The organism is Chryseobacterium metallicongregator, assembly GCF_031324065.1.
Taxonomy (GTDB): domain Bacteria; phylum Bacteroidota; class Bacteroidia; order Flavobacteriales; family Weeksellaceae; genus Chryseobacterium; species Chryseobacterium metallicongregator.
The window spans coordinates 217,056-232,781 of sequence record NZ_JAVIXS010000004.1; the positions used below are offsets into that span (position 1 = coordinate 217,056).

A 15,726-nucleotide genomic window follows, 5' to 3' on the forward strand; every position below is an offset into this window, starting at 1 on the left:
ATCTGTGGGAACTAAATGAAGTATAAGGTTTTACAAAAAATAAATCTTTGTGTCTTAAAAACATGATTTTGTAATGACAACATGTAACAAATAAAAAAGTCTGCTTCCATACGAGGCAGACTTTCTTGTTTATAATACTTTTAATTCTAAATCAATTGTTTTTCCGAAGAACTTCTTAGAGATCTTTTCAAAATTTTTGGTAAGGTCTGAAAGATAGAAGTGATAATTCGGCTTGGGATTGTTATCATTTAAAAGATTGTACTTATCCAGAATAATCTTCAGATGATTGGCTACAATATTCGGAGAGTCAATCACACGAACCCGGTTACCATAATACTGCTTGATCTCGTCAATTAAAAGAGGATAATGAGTACATCCCAGAATCAGTGTTTCAATATTTTTTAATTTACTGTTACTTAAATAATTATAAATAATAGCATGGGTAATCGGATGGTTTTTAAATCCTTCTTCAATAGCAGGAACCAGCAATGGCGTTGCCAATTCATCCACTTTGATCCATTTATTATGCTTTCGGATACTCTTTTTATATAATCCTGAATTCACAGTAGCTTTGGTCGCAATAACCCCTACATTATTATGGATTTCATAAGATACTTTTTCTGCCACAGGATTAATAACGTCAATTACAGGAACTTTTCCCGCAACAGACTGCATAACTTCATTTAAAGCATTAGCCGTTGCTGTATTACAGGCAATCACAATAGCTTTACAGTTCTGCTCCAACAGAAAATTGGTGATCTTTGTAGAATATTCAATAATGGCTTCCTTAGATTTTTCTCCGTAAGGAAGGTGCTTTGTATCTCCAAAGTAAATCAGATCTTCATTAGGCAGAAGTCTTTTGATTTCTTTGGCAACGGTAAGACCTCCCACTCCGCTGTCAAAAATTCCGATAGGCTGGCTTGGTGAAAGATGTGAATAATCTTGTTTTTTCGTTTTCAAATGAGTTGAAATTTTATACAAAAATAGTGAATTTTATGGCATCCTGTATACATCCAGCTATTATACAATAAACAAATCCGAAGCAATTCCGTCTGCCATAAACCAATGTTTTTCAGGAATTTTTAAATGATTATTTTCAATGATTAAAATACCGTCTTCAATTTTGGACTTGCTCTCTCTCTGAAAATGCTCCAGCATTCTTTCTGAAAATTTACTTTTTAAACTTTCCAGATCTACTCCCCAGATGGTGCGCAGACCAATCATAATCATTTCATTAAACTGATCTTCCTGGGAAAGAATCTCTTCCTCTTTGGCCAGCAATTTATTATTCAGTTTTTTAATGTACTGCTGATTATTGGCTACGTTCCAGCTTCGGACATCAAATCCGTTATAAGAATGTGCTGATGGCCCTATTCCAAGATATTCATTGTATTTCCAGTAAGCAGAATTGTGCCGTGAGTAGAAACCAGGTTTGGCAAAATTGGATACTTCATAATGCTCAAAACCATTGTCTTTCAAAAAGTCGGACAGGTAATAGAATTCTTTATTTTGCTCTTCTTCTATAGGACTTTTTATTTTCCCTTTTGAAATCCAGTTTTCCAGAGATGTTTTAGGCTCTACCGTCAATGCATAAGATGAAATGTGAGGAACTTCTAAAGCAATTGTCTTATTCAGGTTTTCTTTCCAGATCTCAAGATTGGAAGTGGGTGAACCATAGATCAGATCAATACTAAGGTTCTCAAAGCCGAAATCCTGTGCTCGTTTAATGGAACTTTCTGCTTCGGAAGCAGAGTGAGCCCTGTTCATCAGTTTTAAATCTTCTTCAAAAAAACTTTGGGTACCAATGGAAAGTCTGTTCACAGGGGTTCCGGAAAGTTGTTTTAAAAAGATTTTATCTAAATCATCAGGATTGGCTTCCAGCGTAACTTCAATATCCTTTTCAAAACTGAAATACCGTAATACTTCATCTATTAAAGAACTGATTTCATCTACAGAAAGAATAGAGGGAGTTCCTCCTCCAAAATACAGGGACTTCAGGGTTCTGTTCTGCAGCTCATCTTTTCTCAGGGCTATTTCAGTTTTCATGGCACGAAGCATTTCATCCTTGAAATTCAGGGATGTTGAAAAATGAAAGTTACAATAACTGCATTTTTGTTTACAGAACGGAATGTGAATATATATCATAAAAAAAGCTCTGAAAAATTTCAGAGCTCAAATTTATTTAATTTAAATTAATTAGTATCTAAATCCTCTAGCATTAATGAAGTTGTCGAAGTTATAACCCAGACCAATCATGAAGCTGTTTCCACCATAGCTCTGGATATCAGATAATCCAAGGTTATAAGTAGCTCCAATCATGAATTTGTTGAATCTTACTTTTACAATTGGAGAGATACTCAGGTTCTGATTGTCAAATCTGTTCTGAACCGTTCTGTAGCTCACCCCGAAAGAGAATGCGTTAATATCATTAGAGAATGTCGCCATCAAGTTCCAGTCGACCATTCTCGTTGAATTGGTATTAAGGTTGATCAATGCTGACGGTGCTAATGTAATGTTATCAGCAATGTTCCAGTTATATCCTAAGTTTAAGAAGAATTTAATTGGAGAAGGTTCGTAGTTGTTTACGATAGAAGCATCATTACTTAATGCGATATCATTTACGGAAACACCCCCGAATAAACCTCTGTAGGTAGCTGCCAAACCAAAGTTTGCATACACCATAAAGATGTTACTTTCTTCACCTCTCAATAATGGGTCACCTCCTTCTTCAGTATTAATTTTTGAATAATCAAAATTCATGTTATAGAAGTTAACACTTGTACCGAAAGAGAACTGGTCTTTTCTGTCTCCTTCACTACTCAGCGGAATAAAATATGAAGCACCAGCCGTGATACCACCCGCAGAGATCGGTCCATTACTGTCTCTGAACACGGAAATACCAGCACCTACTCTATCAAAGATATTCGCATTCATCCCGATTGACTGAACATTCGGAGAATTACTGAATTTTGAAAATTGTTGTTGATAATTGGCGTTGAGCTGTACGTAATCTGTTTTTCCGTATTGAGCTGGGTTGAACAGGAACTCACCATCCAAAAGATATTGCTGATAGTATGGTAGTGATTCTTGTGCTTTGTATGCATTTGACAAAAGAGCTAAACATACGATAGCATATAGTTTTCTCATAACAAATCTTGATTTCAATTCAACAAATATAAAAAAAATCTCAATATATTTTTAGTTTTCCAAATAATTTCTCCATTTTTTTACAGCATCCGCCATATCTTTGGGCATTGGGCTCTCAAAATATAATTCCTTTTTTGTTGTTGGGTGTATAAATCCGAGGGTATGTGCATGAAGGGCATGTCTTGGCAAAATTTCAAAAACATTTTTAATAAATTGCTTGTATTTTGGAAGATTTACCCCTCTTAAAGGCGTATGTCCTTCATATCTTTCATCATTAAACAAAGTATGCCCTATATGTCTGAAATGCGCTCTGATCTGGTGTGTTCTTCCCGTCTCCAGTTTACACTCTACCCATGTCATGTATTTAAATCTTTCCAAGACCTTATAGTGGGTCACCGCATGTTTTCCCTGGCTGCCGTCTTCATAAACAGACATCTGCATTCTGTTTTTAGGATGCCTTCCGATATGCCCTCTGATTGTCCCCTCTTCATCCTGCATATTTCCCCACACAAAAGCCCAATACAGCCTTTTCGTAGTTCGGTTAAAGAATTGTTTTGCCAGGAAGCTTAATGCATATTCATTCTTGGCAATTACTAATAGTCCTGATGTATCTTTATCAATTCTGTGAACAAGCCCTACTCTGTCAAGATCGGATTTCTCACCATTCTTTTCAAAGTGGAAAGCCAGTGCGTTCACCAATGTTCCGTCCCAGTTTCCAAATCCTGGGTGTACCACCATTCCCGCTTCTTTATCAACTACAACAAGGTCATCATCTTCATAAATAATATTCACAGGAATATCCTGCGGAATAATAACATTTTCTCTCGGAGGATGTGTAAGCAGTACAGAGATCTGATCTCCCGGTTTTACACGGTAATTCTGCTTCACCGCTGTTCCGTTCACTATCACATTTCCGGCTCTGCAGGTCTGTGAAATTTTATTCCTTGAAGAATTCTGTCTGTAAATTAAAAGGAACTTATCAATTCTTAATGGTTCCTGCTTGCTGTCAACAGTGATATTAAGATGTTCATACAAACCTTTATTTTCCTCATCAATATCGATGTTTTCAATACTGTTGGAATCTAGTAATTCTTCATCTAAAAAATCGTCGTTATCTTCTGACATTGTTTTATATTTTTTACACAAAAGGCCTCAACATTTTGCAGTTGAAGCCTGTATTTTTGATATTAATCTGATTTTATTCTACGACAACCTTCTTAGCTTTTGGCTTTTGCGCAGGTTGTTGTGTTGTTGCAGCCGGTTTGGCTGTACTTCCTGTAGCATGAGTACCGTTTCCTGCAGACGTTTTAGGTTTTTCAACAGTGGTAGCCACTGGTTTAGCTGCTGTAGTCTGAGTTTTAGGAGTTTCAGTTTTCGGAACTTCCGGCTTTGGAGTTTCTCTTTTAGGCGCTGGAGCGGGTACTACGGGAGCTTCATAACTTGGCTCACTGTGTACTTCTTCATATCGAACCGGAGGAAGTGATGTATCTACTTTCATACGATAAATAGAATTCAACTGCTCTACTTTTGCTCTTAATTCTGCCGGAGTTTTCTTACTTGCCCAAAGGTCGATCTGCATTCCCTGGTCACGAACATCTCCGGAAGCAGGATCCTGATAATAGATAATATCAGACTCATCTTTACTTCCATCTTCATGTTCTACCAATCCTACTTCAAACATACTTTTGGCAATGACAGCTCTCGCCTCTTTTACCGTAAGTCCTACTACATTAGGAATAGAAATATTTCTCATGGGCCCGGATCCTACCACTACATCAATCGTAGAAAATCTTGGCAAACGAGTTCCCGGGTTTACAGCATTTCCTTTATATAATATTCTTAAAAGAGCATCTTTCTGAATACTCGGCTCATAAATGGTATCACCAATTTTAAGACCTACCTGATCCAATCTCTGGAATGCCAGCCCTGAATATTTATTGATAACATTTGGCACTGCAATAGGAGCCCATGTTCTCGGATTTACTTTAAGCGTTACCGTTCTTCCGTCTTTCACACGGGAACCTGGTGCAGGATATACCTGCAACACCTGGAATGGTCTGTATTTCGGGTCGTAATTGGCACTGTCTACTTCATATTCCAGTCCTGTATCATCTAATATTTTAACGGCATCATGTACCGATTTATTTACAATATTGGGAACAGGAATTTCCTGACCGTGGTTAGTATGGTACTCCAACCAGCGAAATGTAAGCCATACAAGCCCCACGAAAACACCGATGGCTACTACTAAATTCAGTAAAACTTTCCAATTGAAAAGTGATTTAAGCATACTTAAAAATACTTTAATTATAACCGCAAATATAGCTAATAATTTTAGAATGGACTTTTTATTTAACACAATTCATTTTTGATTTTAAAATTTGCCGATTTCCCATATTGCATTGTATAAAATGATTAAATTTGCCTTAATTGATACTATATGGTTATGAATAAAAAAAGTGTTGCCGTAGTAATGGGAGGCTATTCTGATGAATATGTTGTTTCTTTAAAAAGCGGACAATTGATTTATGATTCTCTGGACAGAAATCTCTATGACGTATATAAAGTAGTAGTCCTTAAAGATGAATGGTATTTTTTAGGAGAAAATGATAAAAAATATGCCATCAACAGAGGAGATTTTTCTGTGACTTTAGATAATGGAGAAGTCTTAAAATTTGATGTTTGTTTCAATATTATCCACGGAACTCCGGGGGAAAATGGAATTCTTCAGGCATACTGGGATGCCATTGGTCAAAAATATACAGGTTGTGATTTTTACCAGAGTGCCCTTACTTTCAATAAAAAAGACACTCTTGCCGTATTATCTAAATATGGAATTCCTTCTGCAAAAAGTATTTATTTAAGAAAAGGTGAAGACATCAATGTGGATGAGATTGTATCAGAACTTAATCTTCCTCTGTTTGTAAAACCTAATCAGTCCGGATCTTCGCTGGGAATTTCCAAAGTAAAAGAAAAATCAGAACTGATTGCGGCTACTGAAATTGCATTCAAAGAAGATAATGAAATCCTGATTGAAAGCTTCCTTGATGGTATGGAAGTTTCTGTAGGTGTTATTGATTTTAAAGGAGAAACTATTGTGTTAGGAATTACAGAAATTGTTCCTACTAATGAGTTTTTCGATTATGAAGCAAAATACGAAGGAGCTTCTGAAGAAATTACACCGGCAAGAATTGACGAAGAAACCACCAAAAGAGTGGAAGAAATTGCCAAAAGAGCTTACAATTCATTAGGAATGAGTGGTTTTTCAAGAAGTGAATATATTCTGATGAACGGAATCCCTTACATGCTTGAAATGAATACCAACCCAGGATTCTCTCCTGCAAGTATCCTTCCTCAGCAGGCAAGACATTATGGAATTTCCATCATGGATCTTTGTGGAAATGAAGTAGAAAAAGCACTTAATAAGTAAATATAGAAGTTAGAAATTAGAGGTTAGAAATAAGAAATATATAGCTTTTAACTGATAATGCACTACTCAAAATCATAACTCGTACAACATGAAAATTGCTGTTTTTCCAGGGTCTTTTGACCCGATTACATTAGGACATTACGACATTATAGAAAGAGCGGCACCGCTATTTGATAAATTAATCATCGCTATCGGACAAAACTCTCAGAAAAAATATATGTTCCCTCTTGAAAAAAGAATGGAATTTATTCAAAACTCTGTTGCAGAATTTCCCAATGTGGAAGTAGACTCCTTCGAAGGCTTAACGGTAGATTACTGTTTTGAAAAAAATGCTCAGTACATCATCAGAGGATTGAGAAACCCGGCAGATTTTGAATTTGAAAAAGCGATTGCCCATACCAACAGAACGTTAGCTCACAAAAAACTGGAAACTGTATTCTTACTGACTTCATCAGGAAAATCATTCATCAGCAGCAGCATTGTAAGGGAAGTTATTAACCACGGTGGCGAATACGAACTGATGGTTCCGGACTCAGTAAGAGTGGAAAGGTAAATATAAGTAATGAGCAATAAGTAATGAGTAATTTTGATAGAGTAGATTTTAATCAAATTTTCAGGGAAAGAAAGAAAAACTTTTCTATTGCTATCATTAGAATACTTTCTTCATTACCCTATTCTGATGATATTTCAATAATAAGAAACAAATTATCAGATCTGCAACTTCTGTGGCAGCCAATTACAGAGCTGTAGCCATAGCGAGATCGGAGAAAGAAAAATTTGCTAAAATGTGCATAGTAGTCGAAGAAATTGATGAAACTCAACTTTGGCTTGAAATTATTGAAGAATTAGAATATGTAAGTCCGGAAAAAATTTTACATTTAAAAACAGAATGTGAAGAACTTGTAAAAGTTATGACTACGTATAAGTTTAAATTATCGCAAATTTAAATGGCATAATTTTTATTACTCATTGCTCATTACTTATCATTCATACTCATCATATATGCACGAACAGTTCAATTTTGCCATAGAAGTCCTGGGGACCATTGCCTTTTCCATGTCCGGAAGTTTTGCAGCAATGCAGAAACGGCTTGATCCGTTCGGAGTGCTTATTATTGCATTTGTAACTTCTGTGGGAGGAGGAACTGTAAGAGATTTGTTGCTGGATATCCCTGTATTCTGGATGCATGATATTCTGATGTGTACCCTGATTCTGGTGACCAGTATTTTTTCCATGATATTTAAATCTCTTGAAAAGAATTTTAAAGTCACTTTATTTATCTTCGACAGCTTTGGGCTTGGACTATTTACTATTATCGGAGTTCAGAAAGGATTAAATGCAGGAATTCATCCTATGATTTGTATTGCATTAGGAACTATTACAGGCTGTTTCGGAGGGATTATCCGGGATATATTACTCAATAGAATTCCATTAATTTTCAGAAAGGAAATTTATGCCACGGCATGTATTGTGGGCGGAGCAGTTTTTCTGTTGATGACCAAATATTCTGTACTATCTTATACTTTTGTACAGATTCTCACTATTCTCCTTATTGTTGCTATACGGACACTTGCTGTAAAATATCACTGGCAGATGCCTAAATTTTATGGTTATGACCATAATAATTCGGAAATGTAAATTTTATATTTAAGACATAAAAAAAGCACCTTTTCAGGTGCTTTTTTTTTTAGAAGAATTTCCCTCTGTTTCTCATATTCGGGTTATGCATGTGCTTCTGCATAGTCGGCATTTTCAACTGATCTTTCATCATTTTGATCTGATCCGTCATCATTCCTGCACTGTCTAATCTTTTTGCCTCTTCCAACAACTTCTGCCCTTCCTGTTTTCTTCCTTTGGAAATAGCTGCTGCTGCAAGATTCAACGTAGCCATTGCTCTGTCGTGTTTCATATTTAAACCATACTCCAACGCTTTCTTCATGAAAGGTTCTACTTTAGCAGGGTGATCCTGAGCTTGTGTCAGTCCTGATAAATAGTGAAAATATCCGTATTGAGTTTTATGAAGCTGTCCTTTATAATCTGTTATTTTTGATAACCACTCACCAGCTTTTTCCATATTTTGTTTTCTCAATTGCCAGAATGCCAACAGGATATATTCATTTTTAAAGAATAGTAAAATGGGAAATGCAGCTAAAAGAAAAACAACAATACCCCATCCCAGATTTCTTGTGAAAATCATCATATAAAGTCCTAACAGGATAAGAAGTGCTGCTACTGCAATTTTTATGTATTTATTCATTATTAAATTTTAGAAGTGCAAAGATAATAAATTAGAGATTAGAAGCTAGAAGTTAAAGGCTAGAATTCCTATAACTATTCACTCTTAATTTTTTCAAACGTCTGGAAACAGAAATCATAGCCATTCTTTTCATCTTTCTCATGGCAGATTTCGTTGGTCTTTTTCCAGATTTTCGGATCTATTTTCGGAAAGAATGTATCCGCCTGAAGATCTGCTTTAACTAAAGTCACTTCAAGCCTGTCCACCATATCCATAGTCTGTTCGTAGATATTTCCGCCACCGATAACGAAAACTTCCTCATCAATCTTTTTAGCAAATTTCAAAGCCTCTTTGATGCTTCCCACAATAAGAATTCCTTCTTCAAACCAGTCTTTCTTTCTTGACACTACAATGTTGGTACGGTTCGGAAGAGCTTTTCCAATACTTTCATAGGTCTTTCTCCCCATAATAACCGGATGCCCTGAAGTAATATCTTTAAAATGTTTTAGATCTTTGGGAAGATGCCAAAGCAACTGGTTTTCAAAACCAATTTCGTTTTTCTCTCCCATTGCCACCACTATTGTTGTCATTCAAATAATTTTTTACAAAATTAGCACATAATTTGTATATTTGGTTAGCACAAAAAATTTAAAAAAATAAACTATGAAAAATAAAGGATGTCTGGGTGCAGGAACCATTGGTATTGCCCTTCTTATTATTGTTGCTATTCTATTCTTTTGGGGAAAAAGCGGATATAACAGCTTTGTCAACAAAGAACAGACTGTGAACGCAAAATGGTCTAATGTAGAGACCGTATATCAGAAAAGAGCGAACCTTATTCCTAACCTGGAAAGAACGGTAAAATCGTATTCAAAATTTGAGCAGGAAACTTTAACACAAGTTGTGGAAGCTCGTTCCAAAGCGACTTCTATCAATATTGATCCTACGAATATGACCGAAGCTGATCTTGCCAAATTCCAGGCTGCACAAGGAGAATTATCGGGTGCATTAAGCCGATTGATGGCCGTAGTAGAGTCTTATCCTAACTTAAAAGCAGACCAGCAGTATATCAACTTCCAGAGAGAATATACCGCTATCGAAAATAGTATCAGAACTGAAACTGTTTATTATAACGATGCTGCAAAGGATTACAATACTTCTATCAAAACTTTCCCGAATAATATTCTGGCGAATTTCACCAACTTTAAAGAAAAACCTTATTTCAAAGCTGATGCAGGAGCTCAGAAAGCCCCTGAAGTATTTAAATAATAATGGGTAACTTCCTAACAAATCAACAGATCGCTTCCCTCGTGGAAGCGATTCAGTCTGCAGAAGATCATTCTACGGGAGAGATCAGGGTACATATTGATTCCAATACAGAAAACCGTGATGCTAAAACGGCATTTGATGTTTTCAAAAAACTCGATATGGATAAAACCGCTGACCGAAATGCTGTGCTTTTCCATGTCAATTTCGAACAAAAATATCTTACCATTATTGGAGATATCGGGATTCATGAAAAGGTAAGACAGTCTTACTGGGATCATCTTCACGATTATATCACTGCTGAATTTGCCAAAGGAAATTATTATCAGGCGCTGAAAAGTGCCATCCTGGAAACAGGACTTGAACTCAAAAAACATTTTCCTGTAGAAGGAGAAAATCCAAACCAACTCCCAAATGAAATTACATTCTCTTAAAATAGTATTTTCATTTTTACTACTCTGCTTTTACACTTTTGTATCAGCACAATACACCATTCCTGAAAAACCAGCAGTTCTCTATCCTGTTTTTGATGAAGCCGGGTTGCTTTCTCAGCAGGAAAAAGATGCCCTTAATAATAAACTGATTAAGTTTGCAGATTCTACCTCAACAGAAATTGAAGTAGTCATCATCCGCTCCACCAAAGGAGAAGATGTGAATTTTCTGGCAACCATGTTCGGAGAGAAATGGAAAATCGGAAAAAAAGGGGTGGATAACGGAGTGGTTTTCCTTGTTGCCACAGAAGACAGAACAATGTCTATCCAGCAGGGGCGTGCCGTGGAACAATATCTTACAGCATCCGTAGCAGGACAGATCTTAGATTATATTGTCACCCCAAATTTCAGAAAAGGCCTTTGGTATGAAGGAATCAACGGTGGGACCTCAGCCATTATGGAGGCTGTTGAGGGAAAATTCAAACCTGTAGCAACCACAGCTCCTTCCGGTAACGGAAGTGCTTTTAAAGTCCTTATTATTGCTTTTGTTATTTTCATCATTATTGCGATCCTTTTTGGAAACAGAGGCGGCGGACGTGGCGGAAATAATGACGACGACGATGATGTGATTATCACAAGAAAAGGACGCAGAAATTATCCTGGCGGTTTCTTCCCATTCCCAGGCAGTTTCGGAGGCGGTGGCTTTGGCGGAGGAAGTTCCGGCGGCGGCGGCGGCTTTGGAGGCTTCGGCGGTGGCGGAAGTTTTGGAGGTGGTGGTGCATCCGGAGGATGGTAAAATTTACCATTAAAAGAATGTACATCTCCCTCATCTTTTTTACATTATCATTTTAAATTCTTTTTCGAATTCATTACAATTTTTTTCAACTCAACCCATGAAATTCTTATTTAATCTTTTCTTTTTACTCTTCTCAATCAGTACATTTTCTCAGAAAATAAATTCAGAAAACTATTATAATTTTTATAACAACAATAAAGAAAATTTAAAAAGTAAAAGATTATATACGGTATGGCTGAATAAAACAGAAGCCAGCATCATCTTAAAAGAAGAAATGAAAAATGCAGGTTTTGAATGGCTTAGTGATTTTAGAATTGTCAAAATTAATGATGAAGAATTCGTTATAGCTCTTTGTTATTCGGAAAAGTCTAAGTTTGGCTTTGTGTATGAATCATCTCATTTTGCGATCCCTAAGAAGGAAAACAGAACCATAAAAAGTTTATATAAACAAGATACCGGAAATGATTATTCAGAAAAAATAGTAAGTATCAATGGAGATTCTAAATTTGTTAAAATAAAAGATCTTCCTTCTAATTTACAAATCATAAAAGAAGATATCTATTGGTATCAACGTACTGAGAATCCTGAAGATGATAAATATTTAGTCACCAAACAGGATATGATTACTATTCTTCGTGAAGACATACGTAAAACATTAAGCAGCTTCAAAAAATAAACAATATCTTTTTACAAGGCTCATATCCGGATTAAAGAATGAATAAATAGATTTTCAACCGATTATTCTATTCATTCCTGTTTTCACTCCCACCAACTAATACTTGTTTTTTATCTAAATGACAAAAATACTCCCTTTATTTATTTAATCTTAACATTAAATTCAATTTTCTATATTAAAAAATTAACAAAAGCGTTAAAAAATCACCTTTTATTCAATATTTTTTATTATATTTACTGAAAACAGGATTATGAAGAAGACGCTGGTAGTATTTGCACACCCTTATCTGGAGCACTCCAATTCGAATGTAGAGCTCATCAATTTCTACGTTCGCCACCAGCATTATACCCTAAGAGATCTTTACGAAGAATATCCTGACTTTCACATTGCAGCTTTTCGGGAAAGAAAACGCCTAAAAAACTATGAACGATTTGTTTTCCAGTTTCCTCTGATATGGTTCGGAATGCCTCCTCTTCTCAGATTATGGATTGATGAAGTTTTCGACAGAGACTGGTTGAAAGAAGGTGAACATAACCCTCTGGAAGGAAAAGAAGTCTATATTCTCGTAACCACCGGCGGAAAAGAAAGGTCTTTCAGTAAAACCGGCACTTATCAATATACCATAGATGAACTCATCAGCGGACTTATTGTTTCATTAAAGGTCTTCAAAGCAGATATTAAGCATCTCAAAATCGTATACGAAGCCAACAAGCTCTCTAAAAAAGAAATTATTTTACATAAAAAAGAATTTACAGAACTCCTCAATCAATAGCATATGGAATCCAGCTTAGCGATGAACACATTAATTTTTCTTGGTGTAGCCATTATTATGGTTCCATTGGCCAGGAAATTAGGATTGAGTTCTGTAATCGGTTATATTTTAGGAGGAATCATTATAGGACCATATGTACTTAAACTTACAGGAAATAATGTAAATGACATTATGCATGCCAGCGAGTTTGGAGTCATCATGCTTTTATTTTTGGTGGGCTTAGAACTGGAACCGCGCAAATTCTGGGAAATGCGAAAAAAAATAATGGGTCTGGGACTTTCTCAAATGGTACTCACCATTCTTTTGCTTTTCTTAGTATTTACAAGTGTAGGCTGGAGAGTAGACAAAGCTATAGCTATTGCGATGTGTTTTGCTTTATCGTCTACCGCAATTGTCCTCCAGACCTTGCAGGAAAAGAATAATCTTAAGACTACAGCAGGAGAAGCTTCATTCTCTACCTTGTTGTTTCAGGATATTTCAGTGATTCCTATTTTGGCAATACTCCCTATTCTTGCCAATTATAAAGCCAAGCATCATGATAATGAAATTCAGATTCTGATTCAAAAACTACCGGAATGGCTTCAGGCCGGAACCGTAATTTTCGGAGTAGCTTTGCTTATTTTACTGGGCAGATATGTCTTTGTTCCTTTTTTGCGCTATGTTTCAAAATCTGGAATGGCAGAATTATTGACGGCTTCTTCCCTATTCCTCGTTATTGGAGTTTCTGAACTGATGGTTGTTATCGGGCTTTCTCCGGCACTGGGAGCTTTCCTTGCAGGAGTCATGCTTGCCAACAGTGAATTCCGTCATGAACTGGAAGCCCAGATTGACCCTTTCAAAGGACTGCTGTTAGCTGTTTTCTTCGTAAGTGTAGGCTCTACCATTAATTTTAATATTATTCAGAAGGATCCCTTATTTATTTTCAGTACTGTTTTTGCTGTGCTGGCCGTAAAATTTGTGGTTTTATATGTAATCGGAAAGTTTTTCAGGATAGATACTCCTCAAAGTCTTTTTTATGCATTTGCCCTTTCTCAGGTAGGAGAATTTGCATTTGTACTACTTAACTATGCTTCAGATCTTTATCTTTTAGGTCCTGAGATGAATGCTCAGATGATGGCTGTTACGGCAATCACCATGTGTATCACTCCTATTCTTCTGATTATTAATGACAAGTTTATTACTCCAAAATTTATTAAAGAAATTCCCGAAGAGGAACATGATTATAATATTCTCGACAGCAATGTTGTTCAAAAGAAAATCATTATTGTAGGTTTTGGGCATTTCGGAAGTACTGTAGGACGTCTTTTAAAAGCCAATAAAATATCCGCTACTGTTTTGGATCGTGATTCTGACCGTGTGAAACTGCTCAGAAGCTATGGTTTTAAAGTGTATTATGGTGATGCAACAAGGATTCCTATTTTAAGGGCTGCAGGAATTGAAGATGCTGAAATTCTGGTTTTATGTCTGGATGATCCGGATGATAACAAATTCATTGCAGAACTTGTGCGTGAACATTATCCTAACGTAAAAATTTTCGTAAGAGCCAAAAACAGAATTGATGCTTATGATTATCTGAATAACGGAATCAATCACATATACCGAGAAACGCTAGGAACAGCAGTTGACATGGCTGTAGATGTACTTCACGAAACAGGAATGAGGAAATATGCAGCAAGACGTCTTGGGCAAAGATTTATGGCGATTGATAAAGCATCAGTCAGAAAGCTGGCAAAGATGAAGGAAAATGATGATGACATCACTCTGTTTACCACAAAAGAAATCCTCCAGCGTGAGGAGGAATTATTAGCATACGATAATCTTAATTTTGATAATAAAAATTGGGAAGGTTCCTCATCCACCGATGAAGAAGATGAGGAAGAATCCCAGGATTAGTTTATTGGATGTTTACACTTCCACCACTGCTTTCTTCTTTTATCACACTCTTAAGTTCTCCTTTTTTAGAGATATCCACACTTCCTCCGGATGAAGCACCTGCATTCACACTGGAAACAGCACTGATATGAATACTTGCTCCACTGGAAGCATCAGCTTCTACATTGTCAGCAATAACTCCTTTTGCAGAAACGCTGCTCCCTGAAGAAGCACTCACGTCTACTTTTTTTGCTTTACCGGAAAGATCAAGAGTTGATCCTGATGAAGATTCAATATCAAGGTTTACTGCCCATATTTTCCCATCGAAGCTACTGCTGCTGCTTACATTGATGTCCATATCATTAGCCTCAAGATCTCCGGAAATACTTCCTGCACTTGATGCTTCAACATCTGTTTTTTCCTGAGTAAATTTATCTTTTATAATAATTCTCGCTGCTGAATCAGCAACAAGCTTACTAAAATCTTTTGTATAAATTTTAGCTGTCACTTTGCTAATGTTCATCACTCTGATCCCCGGCTTATAATGAATATGCAGTTTTCCGCCATCATTTTCCACCAGAATTTCGTCAATGATACTTTGAGGGGCTGAGATTTCAACTTTCTCAGTTTCAGATTTTATAATTTCTGCTTCAATAGCTTGTGAAACCTGAATTTCATCAAAATCTCCGTTAAATTCTTTATGCTGCATTGGGCCGCTTTCTTTGCTGACTACTTTCTCTACCCAATTACTTCTGTCTCCTTCTCGATCTCTGTTTCGATTCTCATGTTTATCATTACATGAGGCTAATGCCGCTAAGGCTGAAAAAATAAATAAAGTCCTTGTTTTCATGCTTATTCCTTTTGTTAATTATTTTTGTTGGTTTCTTTAATTAAATGACAACTAATTTATAAAAAATATTACATTACATTTGAAAATACTGCAACTGTATGCAATACTGATTTTTCAGAAAAGACATTCCCGATTCATAGGTACTTACCAGATTCATTGTAAAAACACTCATAAAATGGGTTACATAAATACATTCGCCAAAATACATCCTATGATGCAAGTTTTTAATATCTTTATGCTTTAATAACAA

The 15,726-nt window shown here is 36.1% G+C and carries 18 protein-coding genes; 10 read left to right on the forward strand and 8 right to left on the reverse strand.

Annotated features, from left to right (window positions below):
- Nucleotides 1–129: 129 nt before the first annotated feature.
- The 5 genes from murI to REB14_RS07595 all read right to left on the reverse strand — a co-directional run bounded on the left by murI (nt 130) and on the right by REB14_RS07595 (nt 5,437).
- The gene (gene murI / locus REB14_RS07575) at nt 130–960 is read right to left on the reverse strand and encodes a glutamate racemase (protein WP_079240419.1); all 831 of its coding nucleotides are present in this window, start codon (nt 958–960) and stop codon (nt 130–132) included.
- A 60-nt stretch (nt 961–1,020) separates the two neighbouring features.
- Complete coding sequence (gene hemW / locus REB14_RS07580) at nt 1,021–2,145, reverse strand: radical SAM family heme chaperone HemW (RefSeq protein WP_309521892.1); 1,125 nt, start codon at nt 2,143–2,145, stop codon at nt 1,021–1,023.
- 51 nt (nt 2,146–2,196) lie between these two features.
- On the reverse strand, nt 2,197–3,147 hold the full coding sequence (locus tag REB14_RS07585) for a PorP/SprF family type IX secretion system membrane protein (protein ID WP_034693352.1): 951 nt from the start codon (nt 3,145–3,147) through the stop codon (nt 2,197–2,199).
- 51 nt (nt 3,148–3,198) lie between these two features.
- Nucleotides 3,199–4,272: an RluA family pseudouridine synthase gene (locus REB14_RS07590; RefSeq protein WP_034693350.1), complete on the reverse strand. Its 1,074-nt coding sequence runs from the start codon at nt 4,270–4,272 to the stop codon at nt 3,199–3,201.
- A 73-nt stretch (nt 4,273–4,345) separates the two neighbouring features.
- Nucleotides 4,346–5,437 carry a PASTA domain-containing protein gene (locus REB14_RS07595; protein ID WP_079240417.1) on the reverse strand — a complete coding sequence of 364 codons (1,092 nt, stop codon included), beginning with the start codon at nt 5,435–5,437 and terminating at the stop codon, nt 4,346–4,348.
- A 156-nt stretch (nt 5,438–5,593) separates the two neighbouring features.
- Here REB14_RS07595 and REB14_RS07600 point away from each other — a divergent pair, with 156 nt between their 5' ends.
- The 4 genes from REB14_RS07600 (at nt 5,594) to REB14_RS07615 (ending at nt 8,215) form a co-directional block, all read left to right on the forward strand.
- Nucleotides 5,594–6,577, forward strand: coding sequence for a D-alanine--D-alanine ligase (locus tag REB14_RS07600; RefSeq protein ID WP_079240416.1), 984 nt, complete (start codon nt 5,594–5,596; stop codon nt 6,575–6,577).
- A gap of 88 nt (nt 6,578–6,665) precedes the next feature.
- Entirely contained in the window at nt 6,666–7,130 is a 465-nt protein-coding gene (gene coaD, locus REB14_RS07605) for a pantetheine-phosphate adenylyltransferase (protein WP_034693345.1), read from the forward strand.
- A 172-nt stretch (nt 7,131–7,302) separates the two neighbouring features.
- Entirely contained in the window at nt 7,303–7,524 is a 222-nt protein-coding gene (locus REB14_RS07610; RefSeq protein ID WP_309521893.1) for a four helix bundle protein, read from the forward strand.
- A gap of 55 nt (nt 7,525–7,579) precedes the next feature.
- On the forward strand, nt 7,580–8,215 hold the full coding sequence (locus REB14_RS07615; protein WP_047428487.1) for a trimeric intracellular cation channel family protein: 636 nt from the start codon (nt 7,580–7,582) through the stop codon (nt 8,213–8,215).
- A gap of 49 nt (nt 8,216–8,264) precedes the next feature.
- On the opposite strand, the gene REB14_RS07620 is transcribed toward REB14_RS07615, so the two are convergent.
- Together REB14_RS07620 and REB14_RS07625 are read right to left on the reverse strand one after the other, a co-directional pair.
- Entirely contained in the window at nt 8,265–8,834 is a 570-nt protein-coding gene (locus tag REB14_RS07620) for a hypothetical protein (RefSeq protein ID WP_079240415.1), read from the reverse strand.
- A 74-nt stretch (nt 8,835–8,908) separates the two neighbouring features.
- A complete protein-coding gene (locus tag REB14_RS07625) occupies nt 8,909–9,403 on the reverse strand; it encodes a dihydrofolate reductase (protein ID WP_079240414.1) in 495 nt (164 codons plus the stop codon).
- Between the two features lie 73 nt (nt 9,404–9,476).
- Here REB14_RS07625 and REB14_RS07630 point away from each other — a divergent pair, with 73 nt between their 5' ends.
- The 6 genes from REB14_RS07630 (at nt 9,477) to REB14_RS07655 (ending at nt 14,647) form a co-directional block, all read left to right on the forward strand.
- Nucleotides 9,477–10,082 carry a LemA family protein gene (locus REB14_RS07630; RefSeq protein ID WP_034693337.1) on the forward strand — a complete coding sequence of 202 codons (606 nt, stop codon included), beginning with the start codon at nt 9,477–9,479 and terminating at the stop codon, nt 10,080–10,082.
- A 2-nt stretch (nt 10,083–10,084) separates the two neighbouring features.
- The gene (locus REB14_RS07635; RefSeq protein WP_185117008.1) at nt 10,085–10,513 is read left to right on the forward strand and encodes a TPM domain-containing protein; all 429 of its coding nucleotides are present in this window, start codon (nt 10,085–10,087) and stop codon (nt 10,511–10,513) included.
- Entirely contained in the window at nt 10,494–11,306 is an 813-nt protein-coding gene (locus REB14_RS07640; protein ID WP_309521894.1) for a TPM domain-containing protein, read from the forward strand. Before REB14_RS07635 ends, REB14_RS07640 begins: the two co-directional genes overlap by 20 nt.
- Nucleotides 11,307–11,403: 97 nt before the next feature.
- Nucleotides 11,404–11,982 carry a hypothetical protein gene (locus tag REB14_RS07645; protein ID WP_079240411.1) on the forward strand — a complete coding sequence of 193 codons (579 nt, stop codon included), beginning with the start codon at nt 11,404–11,406 and terminating at the stop codon, nt 11,980–11,982.
- A gap of 250 nt (nt 11,983–12,232) precedes the next feature.
- The gene (locus REB14_RS07650; RefSeq protein ID WP_309521895.1) at nt 12,233–12,754 is read left to right on the forward strand and encodes an NAD(P)H-dependent oxidoreductase; all 522 of its coding nucleotides are present in this window, start codon (nt 12,233–12,235) and stop codon (nt 12,752–12,754) included.
- A gap of 3 nt (nt 12,755–12,757) precedes the next feature.
- Nucleotides 12,758–14,647 carry a monovalent cation:proton antiporter-2 (CPA2) family protein gene (locus tag REB14_RS07655; protein WP_079240409.1) on the forward strand — a complete coding sequence of 630 codons (1,890 nt, stop codon included), beginning with the start codon at nt 12,758–12,760 and terminating at the stop codon, nt 14,645–14,647.
- Nucleotide 14,648: 1 nt separating this feature from the next.
- Here the strand turns inward: REB14_RS07655 and REB14_RS07660 are convergent, their stop codons facing one another.
- Nucleotides 14,649–15,476, reverse strand: coding sequence for a GIN domain-containing protein (locus REB14_RS07660; protein ID WP_079240408.1), 828 nt, complete (start codon nt 15,474–15,476; stop codon nt 14,649–14,651).
- Nucleotides 15,477–15,726: the final 250 nt, after the last annotated feature.